13 protein-coding genes are annotated in these 12,251 nt (G+C 70.4%); 8 read left to right on the top strand and 5 right to left on the bottom strand.

Annotated elements, in window-relative coordinates; all coding sequences use genetic code 11:
• The first annotated feature begins 4 nt into the window (after positions 1–4).
• From OF380_RS04590 to OF380_RS04580, 3 genes are read left to right on the top strand one after another with little or no spacing between them, the layout of a single operon-like run.
• The gene (locus tag OF380_RS04590) at positions 5–394 is read left to right on the top strand and encodes a DUF1987 domain-containing protein (RefSeq protein ID WP_264049600.1); all 390 of its coding nucleotides are present in this window, start codon (positions 5–7) and stop codon (positions 392–394) included.
• Positions 391–1,248 (top strand): GGDEF domain-containing protein, encoded by an 858-nt coding sequence (locus tag OF380_RS04585; RefSeq protein ID WP_264049599.1) that lies wholly within the window; start codon positions 391–393, stop codon positions 1,246–1,248. The genes OF380_RS04590 and OF380_RS04585 overlap by 4 nt, the downstream gene beginning before the upstream one ends.
• Entirely contained in the window at positions 1,245–2,927 is a 1,683-nt protein-coding gene (locus tag OF380_RS04580; RefSeq protein WP_264049598.1) for a PP2C family protein-serine/threonine phosphatase, read from the top strand. The genes OF380_RS04585 and OF380_RS04580 overlap by 4 nt, the downstream gene beginning before the upstream one ends.
• 18 nt (positions 2,928–2,945) lie before the next feature.
• Here OF380_RS04580 and argB read toward each other — a convergent pair whose 3' ends face one another.
• Positions 2,946–3,842 (bottom strand): acetylglutamate kinase, encoded by an 897-nt coding sequence (gene argB / locus OF380_RS04575; RefSeq protein WP_264049597.1) that lies wholly within the window; start codon positions 3,840–3,842, stop codon positions 2,946–2,948.
• Positions 3,843–4,015: 173 nt separating this feature from the next.
• Here argB and OF380_RS04570 point away from each other — a divergent pair, with 173 nt between their 5' ends.
• Entirely contained in the window at positions 4,016–4,225 is a 210-nt protein-coding gene (locus tag OF380_RS04570; protein ID WP_264049596.1) for a hypothetical protein, read from the top strand.
• Positions 4,226–4,412: 187 nt separating this feature from the next.
• Positions 4,413–4,688: a hypothetical protein gene (locus OF380_RS04565; protein ID WP_264049595.1), complete on the top strand. Its 276-nt coding sequence runs from the start codon at positions 4,413–4,415 to the stop codon at positions 4,686–4,688.
• Positions 4,689–4,739: 51 nt separating this feature from the next.
• On the opposite strand, the gene OF380_RS04560 is transcribed toward OF380_RS04565, so the two are convergent.
• Positions 4,740–5,519 (bottom strand): MOSC domain-containing protein, encoded by a 780-nt coding sequence (locus OF380_RS04560; protein ID WP_264049594.1) that lies wholly within the window; start codon positions 5,517–5,519, stop codon positions 4,740–4,742.
• Between the two features lie 254 nt (positions 5,520–5,773).
• Between OF380_RS04560 and clpB the strand changes: the two genes are divergently transcribed.
• Positions 5,774–8,404: an ATP-dependent chaperone ClpB gene (gene clpB, locus OF380_RS04555; RefSeq protein WP_264049593.1), complete on the top strand. Its 2,631-nt coding sequence runs from the start codon at positions 5,774–5,776 to the stop codon at positions 8,402–8,404.
• Positions 8,405–8,475: 71 nt separating this feature from the next.
• Here the strand turns inward: clpB and OF380_RS04550 are convergent, their stop codons facing one another.
• Positions 8,476–8,829 carry a hypothetical protein gene (locus OF380_RS04550; protein ID WP_264049592.1) on the bottom strand — a complete coding sequence of 118 codons (354 nt, stop codon included), beginning with the start codon at positions 8,827–8,829 and terminating at the stop codon, positions 8,476–8,478.
• 300 nt (positions 8,830–9,129) lie between these two features.
• On the opposite strand from OF380_RS04550, the gene OF380_RS04545 reads away from it, so the two are divergent.
• The gene (locus OF380_RS04545) at positions 9,130–10,566 is read left to right on the top strand and encodes a short-chain fatty acid transporter (protein WP_264049591.1); all 1,437 of its coding nucleotides are present in this window, start codon (positions 9,130–9,132) and stop codon (positions 10,564–10,566) included.
• Positions 10,567–10,670: 104 nt separating this feature from the next.
• Here the strand turns inward: OF380_RS04545 and OF380_RS04540 are convergent, their stop codons facing one another.
• Both OF380_RS04540 and OF380_RS04535 read right to left on the bottom strand, forming a co-directional pair.
• The gene (locus tag OF380_RS04540) at positions 10,671–11,258 is read right to left on the bottom strand and encodes a hypothetical protein (RefSeq protein ID WP_264049590.1); all 588 of its coding nucleotides are present in this window, start codon (positions 11,256–11,258) and stop codon (positions 10,671–10,673) included.
• A gap of 60 nt (positions 11,259–11,318) precedes the next feature.
• Positions 11,319–11,699, bottom strand: a complete 381-nt coding sequence (locus tag OF380_RS04535) for a DUF423 domain-containing protein (protein ID WP_264049589.1) — start codon at positions 11,697–11,699, stop codon at positions 11,319–11,321.
• Positions 11,700–11,842: 143 nt separating this feature from the next.
• Between OF380_RS04535 and OF380_RS04530 the strand changes: the two genes are divergently transcribed.
• Positions 11,843–12,250 (top strand): hypothetical protein, encoded by a 408-nt coding sequence (locus OF380_RS04530; RefSeq protein WP_264049588.1) that lies wholly within the window; start codon positions 11,843–11,845, stop codon positions 12,248–12,250.
• The last annotated feature ends 1 nt before the right edge of the window (position 12,251 follow it).

The following is a 12,251-nucleotide window of genomic DNA, read 5'->3' as shown; positions in this document are numbered from 1 at the left end:
CACGATGGACCGAATCCAGCTCGCCGCCACGGACCGTTCGCCGGAGGTCGACTTCGACTTCTCCAGCGGTCACCTGTCGTTGCGCGGTGAATCCTACCCTGAGGACGCCGCCGCCTTCTTCGGCCCGCTCCTGCAGGCTCTGCGCGCCCACCTCACGGCGGGCTCGAAGACGCCGATCGTCTTCGAGGTCGGGCTCGCCTACTTCAATTCCTCCAGCGCCAAGGCGCTGATGAACCTGTTCATGCCCCTCGAGGATGCCGCCGAGGAGGGCCGCGCCGTGACCGTGCGCTGGCTGTTCGCCGAGGGCGACGAGACCATCGAGGAAGCGGGCGAGGATTTCGCCGCCGACTTCGCGCATGCGCGCTTCGAGATGGTGAGGGAGGCCGGGGCATGACGCGCGCCGTGAGGGCCGTGGACGGGGCGCCGCCCGCCAAGCCGGAGGACACCTTCAGCCTCTACGATGCCGAGGAGGCGGTGCTGACCCGCTCGGAGGCCATGCTGGCCGGCCTCACCGACGTGGCCGGGGGCGTGAAGGCCCTCGCCGATGCCTATCGCCGGGGGTACCGCGAGCAGCGCCGCCTGGTGCGCCTGAGCGACCGCATGCAGCTCGACCTGCAGAAGGCCAACCAGGCCCTGGCCGAGCAGCGCCGCGACCTCCAGGTCCTGAACGCGGCCCTGTCGAGCGAGATCGAGCACCGGACCCGGCTCGAGGCCGAACTGCGCAGCCTCGCGGATACGGACGACCTCACGGGCGCCCTGGCACGGCGCCGCTTCATGGAGATCGCCGCTCGGGAATGGCTGCGCCACGAGCGCGCCGGCGCCCCGGTCTGCATCCTCATGCTCGACCTCGACCGCTTCAAGCTCCTGAACGACAGTTTCGGCCATGCGGCCGGCGACGCGGCCCTGGTGGCATTCGTGGCGACCTGCCGGGCCAACCTGCGCACCCTCGATGTCATCGGCCGGACGGGCGGCGAGGAATTCGCCGTCGTGCTGCCGGATACCACCCTGGAGGCGGGCTACGCCTTCGCCGAGCGCCTGCGCGAGGCGGTCGCCGCGACCCCGGTGCCGGGGGTGGAGGCGGGGGTGACCATCACGGTGAGCATCGGTGCCGCGCAAGCCTGGCGGGGCGAGAGCCTGGAGAGCGCGATGCAGCGGGCCGATGCGGCGCTCTACGCGGCCAAGCGCGAGGGGCGCAACCGCGTCGGGCTCGAACCCGACGGCGCCCCGTCGCAGAGCGCGCACCCGTGAGCGCCGAGGCGTCCCCCCCACCGATGCGCGGCGGCTCCCTGCGTGGGGCTGGGCCGCGCCGGAGCAGCGACTTCCTGGACGCGGCGGGCTTCGTCGACGTGCCCACCGCCGAGCCCGGCACCGCCCGGCCGGGCGCCCTGCGCGGCGCGGCGCGCGGGCGCGACCTCGACACCCTCGCCCACACCCTGTTCCTGCGGATCTACCCCGTCATCGCCGTGGTCGTGCTGGTGACCCAGATCGGCATCGCCTGGGTCAACTACCGCGACCAGTTCCACCTCTACACCGAGCGGGCGAACCTCATGGCCGCCCTCACGGCCAAGGCCATCGCCCGGCCGGACTGGACCGCGAGCCCGGAGGTCTACCGTCGGCAGATGGAGGCCCTGACCCTCGACCGCGCCTTGCGGGCGGCGACCCTGCGGGATGCCGACGGAGCGGTCCTGGTCTCCCTCGGCGAAGCCCGGCACGGCCGCGCGTTCGAGCGCATCACGGCTGGCGCCGACCTCGTCGCCGCCCCCGGCTCCGCGCCGCTCGGCCACCTCACGCTCTCGATCTCCGCCGAGGATCTGCGCGGCAACGCCGAGAAACAGGCGCTGCTCGCGCTGGGCACCAGCCTGGTCCTGATGCTCGCCTTCGTGCTGACGCTCCACGCCAACGTGCGCCGTCACGTCCTCGCCCCCCTGAAGCGCCTGCTCGTCGCCATGCGCGCGGTCGAGCACAAGCGCTGGGTCCCGGTGGAGCTCGACGGGGCGTATCGGCCCAGCAACGAGATCGACGTGATCTCGCAGGCCTTCAACCGCATGGTGGAGGGCCTGCGCTCCGGCGACGAGGCCAAGCAGCTCCTCCAGCAGCTGGAACAGGCGCACGGCAAGCTCGCGGAGGCCAACCGCCTCGTCATGGAGAGCATCGGCTACGCCCGGCGCATCCAGAGTTCGGTGCTGCCCGAACGGACGGCGCTGGACGGCACCGGCCTCGAGGTCGCCGTCCTGTACGAGCCGCTCCATCTCGTCGGCGGCGATTATTTCTGGCTGGAGGAGGTCGACGGGCTCGGCATCCTCGTGGTGGCCGATTGCACCGGCCACGGCGTTCCGGGGGCCTTCCTCACGCTCATCGTCGCCACCGCCCTCGACCGCCTGCTGCACGAGCGGGCCCTGCGCGACCCGGTCGCCATCCTGACGGCCCTCGACGGCATGGTGCGGACGCAGCTGCGCCAGGACGGTCGCGGCTCGGAATCCGACGACGGTCTCGATTGCGGGATCTGCGTGTGGGATCCGGCCCGTGCGGAGCTTCGCTTCGCCGGGGCCGGAACCGCGCTGACGATCCTCGACGGCGCTGACGTGACCCGCATCCGGGGGGGCAGGCGCGGCCTCGGCTATCCGCAGCGCCCGGGCGAGCGGATGGCGGCCGACGAGACCATTCTGCGCGTGGCGCCCGGTCAGAGCTTCTACCTGATGACGGACGGCATCACCGACCAGATGGGGGGAACCGGTCCCAGCCGCCGGCTGCTGGGCCATCGCGGCGTCACCGATATCCTCGGCGACGGTCCCGACGCACCCCTGTCCGAGCAGGTGGCGCGGCTCGACGCGGCCCTGGCCGATTACCGGTCCGGCGAACCCCGCCGGGACGACATGACCCTCGTGGCGTTCCGGCCACGCCGGGATCGGATGCCCCGCGCCGCATGAGCGCGGGGCACGGCCGGATCAGCTCCGGCGGATCAGGGTGCCGGCACCGTAATCGGTGAAGAGTTCGAGCAGCACCGCGTGGCTGACCTTGCCGTCGAGGATGACCACCGCCTCGACGCCCTGCTCCAGGGCGTAGATGCAGGTCTCGACCTTCGGGATCATCCCGCCCGTGATGGTGCCGTCGGCGATGAGGCGGCGGCAATCGTCGATGGACAATTCCGGGATCAGCTTCTTGTCCTTGTCGAGGACCCCCGGCACGTCGGTGAGGAGCAGCAGGCGCTTGGCCCGCAGCGCCCCCGCGATGGCGCCCGCGAAGGTGTCGGCGTTGACATTGTAGGTCTGTCCGTCGGCGCCGAAGGCCACGGGGGCCAGGACCGGGATCAGCTCGGCCTTCAGCACCGCGTCGAGCACGCCGCGCTCGACATGGTCCGGCTCGCCGACGAGGCCGAGGTCGACTTCCTGCTCGGTCTGGCTCTCGGGGTCGATGATCGTGCGCGTCGCCTTACGGGCCCGCACCATGTTCCCGTCCTTGCCGCACAGGCCGATGGCGCGCCCGCCCTCGGCCGAGATCCAGCCGACGATCTGCTTGTTGATGGATCCGGCGAGCACCATCTCGACCACCTCGACGGTGGCCTCGTCGGTGACGCGCAGGCCCCCGCGGAACTCGGATTCGATGCCGAGCCGCCCGAGCATCCGTCCGATCTGTGGGCCGCCGCCATGCACGACGATCGGCTTCAGGCCGGATTGCTCGAGGAGCACGATGTCCTCGGCGAAGTCCTCGGCCGCCGCGCGGTCGCCCATGGCGTGGCCGCCATACTTGATGACCACGATCTCCTGGTCGTAGCGCTGCATGTGCGGCAGGGCCTGGACCAGCACTTCGGCGCGCACATGGACGTTGGGCAGCGGGTCTTTCATCGTGGGTCTGGTCCTCGATGGCGCATCGGGTACGGCGCGCGACGCAGGGCTTCTAGCGCAGCAATGCGATGCTGCGAAGCAGCGAAGGCGGGAATTCGCGCGCGGCACCGCCGGGTAGGACCCCATTAAGGTTGATGATCCATGATCGGACCGTCGCCACGGAATCCCGCGCCATGCCGAACGCCGAAACGCTGCTGCCCCGCCCGACGCTCCTGAACCCCGGGCACCTCGCCGATGCGGTGGATCAACTCACCCACCATGCCGGCTCCCGGACGGATGTCTGGCGCCTCCTGACCGAGCATTTCGCCGTCGACCTCGACGCCGTGGCGGCCCTGCTGCCGTGCTCCGCACCGGAGCCGCACTGGCTGCCGACCCGGCGCTGAAGGCAGTCCCGCCGCCCGCGTGGCGGCCCACGATGGCATACCCCGTGCATTCTCAGGCCGGGGTGCCCCTCACGATGCACCCGACGACAAGACCCACGGGGAAACACCAGGACAACGATCACGCGGCCGCTCGGACGCCGGAGCCACACCGCGGACCTGATTCGCCATCTCGAACACGGGATCCGTCATGTCCGAACTGCTGTCCGTCGCCCTCATCTGCGCCTCCACCCTCATGGCCAAGGATTGCGCGCGCGATACCGCCCTCGACGTCATCGTCTCGCCGGTCCGAACGCCCATGGAATGCCTGATGCACGGGCAGGCCGTGGCCGCCGCCACCGGCCTGCCCGGCGGGGAGGGCCGCTACCTCAAGGTCACCTGCGAGCGCCGCCACGCGGACCTGCGCCACCTGCGCCGCGCCGGCTATGCCGCCGCGATCGTGCTCGTGGCGCGCGACGCCTTGTGACCGATCGACCGTCCACCCATCCCGGCGACCGGGCGGGTCGGTGCCGTCCCTTCAGGCCGCCTCGACCCGAAGCGCGTCTCCGACCCGGAGCGCACCCCCCTCGATCACCTCGGCGTAGATCCCGCAATCCATGTGGCCGAGATGCTGGGTCAGGGTGTGGGGAATGGAGAGGTCGCGCTGGCCGGTGGCCGGGTCGACGTTGGTGGCGGCGCAGCGCTGGGTCCGCTTGAGGACGCGCAGGCGCAAGCCGCCCGGCCCCGTGATCGTGCGCCCCACGAGGTCGAGTTCGGCCCAGGGGGCCAGGCCCGACAGGTGGAGGTTCGCCCGGAACCGGAGCGGGTCCACGGCCGCGCCGGTCATGGTCTCGACGGCGGCGACGCTCGCGAGGTTCAGGAGCGAGACGAACCCACGCGGGGAATCGGTGAAGCGGTATCCGTCCGGCGCCGTCAGAACCCGCACCGGGCCGCGCAGGGCCTCGGGCAGGTAGCGGGTGAAGAACGCCTCGATGGCGGTCCGGCCCTCCGGCGTCGCGAGGTCGCCCTCGGCCGCGATCGTTCCGCCCTGGCGGATCGTCAGCGTTCCGGTGGCGGGATCGTAGCGGGTGTCGAGCTGCGCCAGGGCCTCGTGGCGCATCAGCATCAGGAACTTGACCTTCGGCTGATGCACCGGCGCGGCCGGATCGAAGCCGGACGGGCCGTTCTCCACGGCGAACAGGCGGTCTCCCGGGAAGTAGGCATCGGCCGCGAGGTCCACCGCCTCGAGGCGTTCGGGGGAGAGCCCCTTCACAGGATAGCGGTAGAGGGCGTCGAGGTGCAGGGGGGCGTGGTTCATGCGCCCAGCGTGGCCCTGATTTGCGCGCCGATGCAAGCCGCTGCGGCACCCCCTGGGCTCCGCTCCAGGGGAATGAAATGCCCCGCCCGCAACCCTTGTGGTGCCGAATTACAACACCACATCCAGCGGACCGGCGGCCATGGTGGCGCCGGGGTCCCCGGCGGCCTGCGGCCGAGGGGGCGACGTCTCGGCGACTGACCGTGCCGCGTCATGCGGGCGGAGGGTCAAGCCGGAACGGGGAGGGTGAGAGACACATGAATTTCGAGATCTACACCGAACGGGCCCGTGGCTTCGTGCAGGCGGCCCAGAGCCTCGCGATGCGCGAGGGCCATCCGCAATTCCAGCCGGGCCACATCCTCAAAGTGCTGCTCGACGATCCCGAGGGCCTCTGCGCCGGTCTCATCGACCGGGCCGGCGGCCAGTCGCGGGTCGCGCTCGCGCAGGTCGAGGCCTGGCTCGCCAAGCAGCCGAAGGTGTCCGGCAACGCGTCCCAGCCGCAGGCGACGCGCGAACTCGTGCGCCTGTTCGACACCGCCGAGAAGGCGGCCGAGAAGGCCGGCGACAGCTACGTGACGGTCGAGCGCCTGCTGCTCGCGCTGGCCGTCGAGAAGGAGACCGAGGCCGGCAAGGCGCTCGCGGCGGCCGGCGTCACCGCCGCCTCCCTCAACGGCGCCATCAATGCGCTCCGCAAGGGCCGCACCGCCGACAACGCCACGGCGGAGAACGCCTACGACGCCCTCAAGAAATACGCCCGCGACCTCACGGAGGCGGCCCGCGAGGGCAAGCTCGACCCGGTGATCGGGCGCGACGAGGAGATCCGCCGCACCATCCAGGTCCTGTCCCGGCGCACCAAGAACAACCCCGTCCTGATCGGCGAGCCCGGCGTGGGCAAGACCGCGATCATCGAGGGGCTGGCCCTGCGCATCGTCGACGGCGACGTGCCGGAAAGCCTCAAGGACAAGAGCCTGCTCGCCCTCGACATGGGTTCGCTGATCGCGGGCGCGAAGTATCGCGGCGAGTTCGAGGAGCGGCTGAAGGGCGTGCTCTCCGAGGTCACGGCGGCGGAGGGAGGCATCATCCTGTTCATCGACGAGATGCACACCCTGGTCGGAGCCGGTAAGGCGGATGGGGCGATGGACGCCTCGAACCTCCTCAAGCCGGCGCTGGCCCGCGGTGAGCTGCACTGCGTCGGCGCCACCACCCTCGACGAGTACCGCAAGCACGTGGAGAAGGACGCGGCCCTCGCCCGGCGCTTCCAGCCCGTCTTCGTGTCCGAGCCCACCGTCGAGGATACGGTCTCGATCCTGCGCGGGATCAAGGAGAAGTACGAGCAGCACCACGGCGTCCGCATCCAGGACGCCGCGCTCGTGGCGGCCGCGACCCTGTCGAACCGCTACATCACCGACCGCTTCCTGCCCGACAAGGCCATCGACCTGATGGACGAGGCGGGCTCGCGCCTGCGCATGCAGGTCGATTCGAAGCCGGAGGAACTCGACAACATCGACCGCGAGATCGTGCGTCGGAAGATCGAGGGCGAGGCTCTGAAGAAGGAGACCGATGCTGCCTCCCGCGACCGCCTCGTGCGGCTCGAGAAGGAACTGGCCGATCTCGAGGAGCAATCCGCCGCGATCACCTCGCGCTGGAAGGCCGAGAAGGACAAGCTCGGGGCCGCCGCCGAACTCAAGCGCAAGCTCGACGAGGCGCGCAACGAACTGGCCTCGGCCCAGCGCCAGGGCCAGTACCAGCGCGCGGGCGAACTCGCCTACGGCGTGATCCCGGGTCTGGAGCGCCAACTCGCCGAGATCGAGGCTCAGGCCGAGAGCGCGGTGGCGCGCGACGGCATGGTCGAGGAGGCGGTGACGCCGGCCCATATCGCGGGTGTCGTCTCGCGCTGGACCGGGGTGCCCGTCGACAAGATGCTGGAGGGCGAGCGCGACAAGCTCCTGGCGATGGAGAAGGCGCTGGGCGAGCGCGTCATCGGTCAGCGCGAGGCGGTGGAGGCGGTCTCGACCGCCGTGCGCCGGGCCCGCGCCGGCCTGCAGGATCCGAACCGGCCGATCGGCTCGTTCATCTTCCTGGGGCCCACCGGCGTCGGCAAGACCGAGCTGACCAAGGCGCTCGCGGGCTTCCTCTTCGACGACGACACGGCGCTCGTGCGCATCGACATGTCGGAATACATGGAGAAGCACTCGGTCGCCCGCCTCATCGGCGCGCCTCCGGGCTATGTCGGCTACGAGGAGGGCGGGGCGCTGACCGAGGCCGTGCGGCGCCGGCCCTATCAGGTCGTGCTGTTCGACGAGGTCGAGAAGGCGCATCCGGACGTGTTCAACGTCCTGCTGCAGGTGCTCGACGACGGGCGGCTGACGGACGGCCAGGGGCGGACGGTGGATTTCCGCAATACGCTCCTGATCATGACCTCGAATCTCGGCTCGGAATATCTCGTCAACCAGCGCGAGGGCGACGATACCGAGGCCGTGCGCGAGGAGGTGATGGGGGTGGTGCGCAGCCACTTCCGGCCGGAATTCCTGAACCGGATCGACGAGATTATCCTGTTCCACCGCCTGCAGCGGTCGGAGATGGGCGCGATCGTCGATATCCAGCTGAAGCGCCTGCAGAAGCTCCTCGACGAGCGCAAGATCACCCTCGAGGTGGAGCCGGAGGCCCGCGACTGGCTCGCGGACAAGGGCTACGACCCGGCCTACGGGGCCCGTCCCCTGAAGCGGGTGATCCAGAAGGCGGTGCAGGATCGCCTGGCCGAACAGCTCCTGTCCGGCCTGGTCCATGACGGGGAGGCGGTGCCGGTGCAGGTGGGCCCCCTCGGCCTCACGGTGGGCGCGTCCGGCCTCGGGGCCGAGCGTCGTCCGCCGGGTGCGACCCTGAACTGATCGGGGCTGTTTTTCTCGACCCTTGGGGCCCACGTCGGCATCGGCCGGCGCGGGCCCTTTTCGTCATCCGCTCACTGACCGGAGCGCAGGATGATTCGCCGGAGGCGGCCGTCGAGCTCCGCGAACCGCGTCGCCACGCCCCGTGCGTAGCACGCCGAGATACTGTCGCCCGCGAAGAAGCCGCGTTCGCTCTGCGCCCGGCAGTCGAGGCCGGGCGGCACCAGGACCACGGCGGCCGCGACCCCGAGGATCAGGGCGGTGCTGAGGAGCAGCGCGGCGAGCCAGCGCAGCGGGGACCGGAACGGCTGCTCCGGCGTGAGGGCCTCCCACTGGCGGCGCGGGGCCTGGCTCCAGATCCTGGCACCGCGCAGGCGCCGCTCGGCCATCCTGGTTTCGAGATCCCGGAGTTCCGACGTTCTGGTCACCGACAATCCTCGCGTGCATCGAGGAATGGAATTACCCGGTAGAGTCTCAAGAAACCTTGAACTCAGCGAGGCTCGCGCGCAGGCCCCCGAAGCCGTTCCCGACGCCGCCACGGGAATCGCGGACACCTCCGTCGGACGGCCGGTGCGCGGGCGCGGGTGTTCCCGGCGGCCGCGCGATCGGCTGACAAATCCTGTGCGCCCTGGGGTTTCGCGCCAGGACGCGCTTGAAACGACGATCCGGCCCCTCTCTAACTCATGCGAACCGTGGCCGCTCGTGCCGCGGATGAGGAGTCGACGTTCATGGAAGCGCCCGTAGAGCCCCGCGCCCGTACCGAGGAGGGTGCGCTCTCCCGTGCCGGCATCCGCTTCACGGCCTGGGCCGAGAAGTGGTTTCCCGACGCCTTCATCTTCGTGGCCATCGCGGTGGTCATCGTGGCGTTGGGAGCGCTGGCCAACGGCGCGCCCGCCACCGCCGTCGCCAAGAGCTTCGGGGACGGGTTCTGGAGCCTGATCCCGTTCACCATGCAGATGGCCTTCGTCACCATCGGCGGCTACGTGGTGGCGACGGCTCCCCCCGTGCAGGCGCTGATCGACCGGCTGGCGGGCATCCCAAAGACCGGCCGCGGCGCCGTCGGCTTCGTGGCGGCGGCCACCATGCTGTCCTCGTTCCTGAGCTGGGGCCTCAGCCTGATCTTCGGCGGCCTGCTCGCCCGGGCGCTCGCCCGGCGCACCGAACTGCGCATGGATTACCGTGCCGCCGGGGCGGCCGCCTATCTCGGGCTCGGCGCCACCTGGGCGATGGGCCTGAGTTCCTCCGCCGCCCAGCTTCAGGCGAATCCCGCGAGCCTGCCGAAGGCACTCCTGCCGATCACCGGCGTGATCCCGTTCAGCGAGACCATCTTCCTCTGGCAGTCGATGCTGATCGCGCTCATCCTGTTCGTGATGTCGGTGATCATCGCCTATGCCTCCGCGCCCAAGCCCGGAACGGCGGTGACGGCCCAGGACCTCGGCGCCGACGTGTCGCGTGAGCAGCCGGACCTCACCCGTCCGCAGCAGCCCGGCGAGTGGCTGGAGCATTCGCCGATCCTCACCCTCCTGCTGGTGCTGATCGCCGGGGGATGGATCGTCCAGGAATTCGCGCGCCAATCCTGGATCACCGCGATCTCGAACCTGAACACCTACAACCTCATCTTCATCACGCTGGGCCTCCTCCTGCACTGGCGCCCCAAGCGCTTCCTCGTGGCCGTCGCCAAGGCCGTGCCGGCCACCGCGGGCATCCTGATCCAGTTCCCGCTCTACGCCGCCATCAGCGCCATGCTCACGGGGCCGAAGAACGCGGCCGGGATCTCGGTCTCGGAGGTGATCTCCCACGCCTTCGTCAGCCTGAACACCACGGGCAGCTTCCCGATCTCGATGGGCGTGTACTCGGCGGTGCTCGGCTTCTTCGTGCCCTCGGGCGGCGGCAAGTGGCTGCTGGAGGCGCCCTACGTGATGCAGGCCGCCAACGAGCTGCAGGTCCATCTCGGCTGGGCCGTGATGGTCTACAACGCGGCCGAGGCGCTGCCGAACCTCATCAACCCGTTCTGGATGCTGCCGCTGCTCGGCATCCTCGGCCTGAAGGCGCGCGACATCGTCGGGTTCAGCTTCCTGCAACTGCTCATCCACCTGCCGGTGGTGCTGTTCCTGCTCTGGGCGCTCGCGTTCACGCTGACCTATCACCCGCCGGTGATGCCGTAGGGGGCGGCCTCTTTTTTTGGGGGCTGACCCGACTACGTGGCGTGAGCCTGCCGATTGTCCCGATCGGACATTCCGCTCTGCCGTATGGAACAGCGGTCGGGCTTTCAGGGGCGCCCCTGCGGCGGACCGCCCATGGCGATCACGCCCGCATCGGCGAGACCCCGGGCCTCGTCGGCGGCAGAGGCCACGAGCGAGAAGATGACCGGTCGTAGCGGACCGCTGTCATGGCCGGTTTCGCCCTCGGACCAGAAGCTGACGGATATCGGCGTGAAGGTATCCGCCATTCCGCTCTGCGTCAGGCCTTCGGAGCGGGCGCGCGCATCGACGCGCTGGAGGAAGCCCTCACTTCGCACGCCAAGGCGTATGGGCCGGGCGTCGGGCTCGGCCTGCCAGACCGTACGGATGAGGCAGTGCCGGCTATTCTCGTCCTGCCCCCAGGATGCCACGTAGCGCGGCGACAAAAGCTCCACTGCCTTCTCCCGGTCCGGCGCCCGGCGCGGGATGGTGTCGATCGCCTCGCGCGAGGCAGGCCGCGTCGCGAGCCCCTGGAACGGCATGCGACCGTGGCGGATATAGCCGAGGCAATCCTCGAAGATGATCCGCATCACCAGCGGCTTGTTCTCTTCGATTTGTGCGGCGCTGGCGGCGAAGGCCACGAGATAGGCGGCGAGCAGAATACCGGGTTTCAGCAAGCGGTCCTCCCTTCTGATGGGTCCGGGGGAGCGTACACCCTCGGCCCCGCAGGTCGAGGGTCAGCGTTCGGAACGCTGGGTCGGGATCAGTGCGACCAGGGCGGCCAGGAGCCAGCCGGCCATCAGGATGACGCCGCCGGTCGGCGCGGCCATCGGAAAGAGCGGAATGCCCTTCAGGGCGCGCAAGGACAGATCACCGGAGAACAGCGCGAGTCCGATCACCAGAGCGGCAGCGGCGACCCGAGTCGTGAGGCGGTGAGTGATTCCGGTGGCGGTCAGGGCCACGAGTGCGATGATGGTAGGCGCGTGGAACAGCAGAAACTGCGCCGCCGTCTTCAGGCTGTCGGCCCCGGGGATATGAGCCGCAGCCGCGCTCGCGGCGACGCCGAGCAGGCCGGCGAGCGCGCCGAGAGCAAGGAGGGTGCGGTCGAAGCCGGTCATGCGCCGCGCTCGGCCAGAATCCGGGCGACGCTCGCCCGGAGAGCCATCGCCTCGGGCTCGATCCCGCCACGCCCGGTGCGATCCTGATCGAGAGCCGGCTGGAGCGGGGGCAGGGACTCGGCGCGCTCACCGACTGCATCGCGGTGCTCATGCAGAGCGTGGCAGCGGACGCGTATCGCGGCCAGCGCCTGCGGCTCAGCGTGGATCTGCGCTGCCGCGATGCCGATTGCGGCACGGTCTGGATGCGCGTCGACGGACGCGAGCGGATGGGCCTCGCCTTCGACAACATGCTGAGCCGGACCACCGACGGCCCGCTGACGGGCGACCGGGACTGGACGCGCCGCAGCGTCGTCCTCGACGTACCCGACGCGGCGGACAGCCTCCATTACGGCCTGTTTCTGAAGGGCTACGGCCAGGTCTGGGCGCGCCGCGTGCGCCTCGACGGCGTCGGACCGGAGATCCCCGTCACCGGCGAGCCCCGTACGCCCCCACGCTGTGATAAGGGCCAGCTCGCCGCGGCGCCGACGAACCTCGACTTTCGCGAGGCGTGAC

The organism is Methylobacterium sp. FF17, assembly GCF_025813715.1.
Classification (GTDB): domain Bacteria; phylum Pseudomonadota; class Alphaproteobacteria; order Rhizobiales; family Beijerinckiaceae; genus Methylobacterium; species Methylobacterium flocculans.
This window is presented reverse-complemented; position numbering and strand designations above follow the sequence as displayed.

Excerpts from the sequence above, each read along its gene's own strand:
- OF380_RS04590 (WP_264049600.1), top strand. The coding sequence starts at position 5 with ATGGACCGAATCCAGCTCGCCGCCACGGACCGTTCGCCGGAGGTCGAC.
- OF380_RS04560 (WP_264049594.1), bottom strand. The coding sequence starts at position 5,519 with ATGAACCACGCCCCCCTGCACCTCGACGCCCTCTACCGCTATCCTGTG.
- clpB (WP_264049593.1), top strand. The coding sequence starts at position 5,774 with ATGAATTTCGAGATCTACACCGAACGGGCCCGTGGCTTCGTGCAGGCG.
- argB (WP_264049597.1), bottom strand. The coding sequence starts at position 3,842 with ATGAAAGACCCGCTGCCCAACGTCCATGTGCGCGCCGAAGTGCTGGTC.
- OF380_RS04535 (WP_264049589.1), bottom strand. The coding sequence starts at position 11,699 with ATGACCGGCTTCGACCGCACCCTCCTTGCTCTCGGCGCGCTCGCCGGC.
- OF380_RS04585 (WP_264049599.1), top strand. The coding sequence starts at position 391 with ATGACGCGCGCCGTGAGGGCCGTGGACGGGGCGCCGCCCGCCAAGCCG.
- OF380_RS04545 (WP_264049591.1), top strand. The coding sequence starts at position 9,130 with ATGGAAGCGCCCGTAGAGCCCCGCGCCCGTACCGAGGAGGGTGCGCTC.
- OF380_RS04570 (WP_264049596.1), top strand. The coding sequence starts at position 4,016 with ATGCCGAACGCCGAAACGCTGCTGCCCCGCCCGACGCTCCTGAACCCC.
- OF380_RS04565 (WP_264049595.1), top strand. The coding sequence starts at position 4,413 with ATGTCCGAACTGCTGTCCGTCGCCCTCATCTGCGCCTCCACCCTCATG.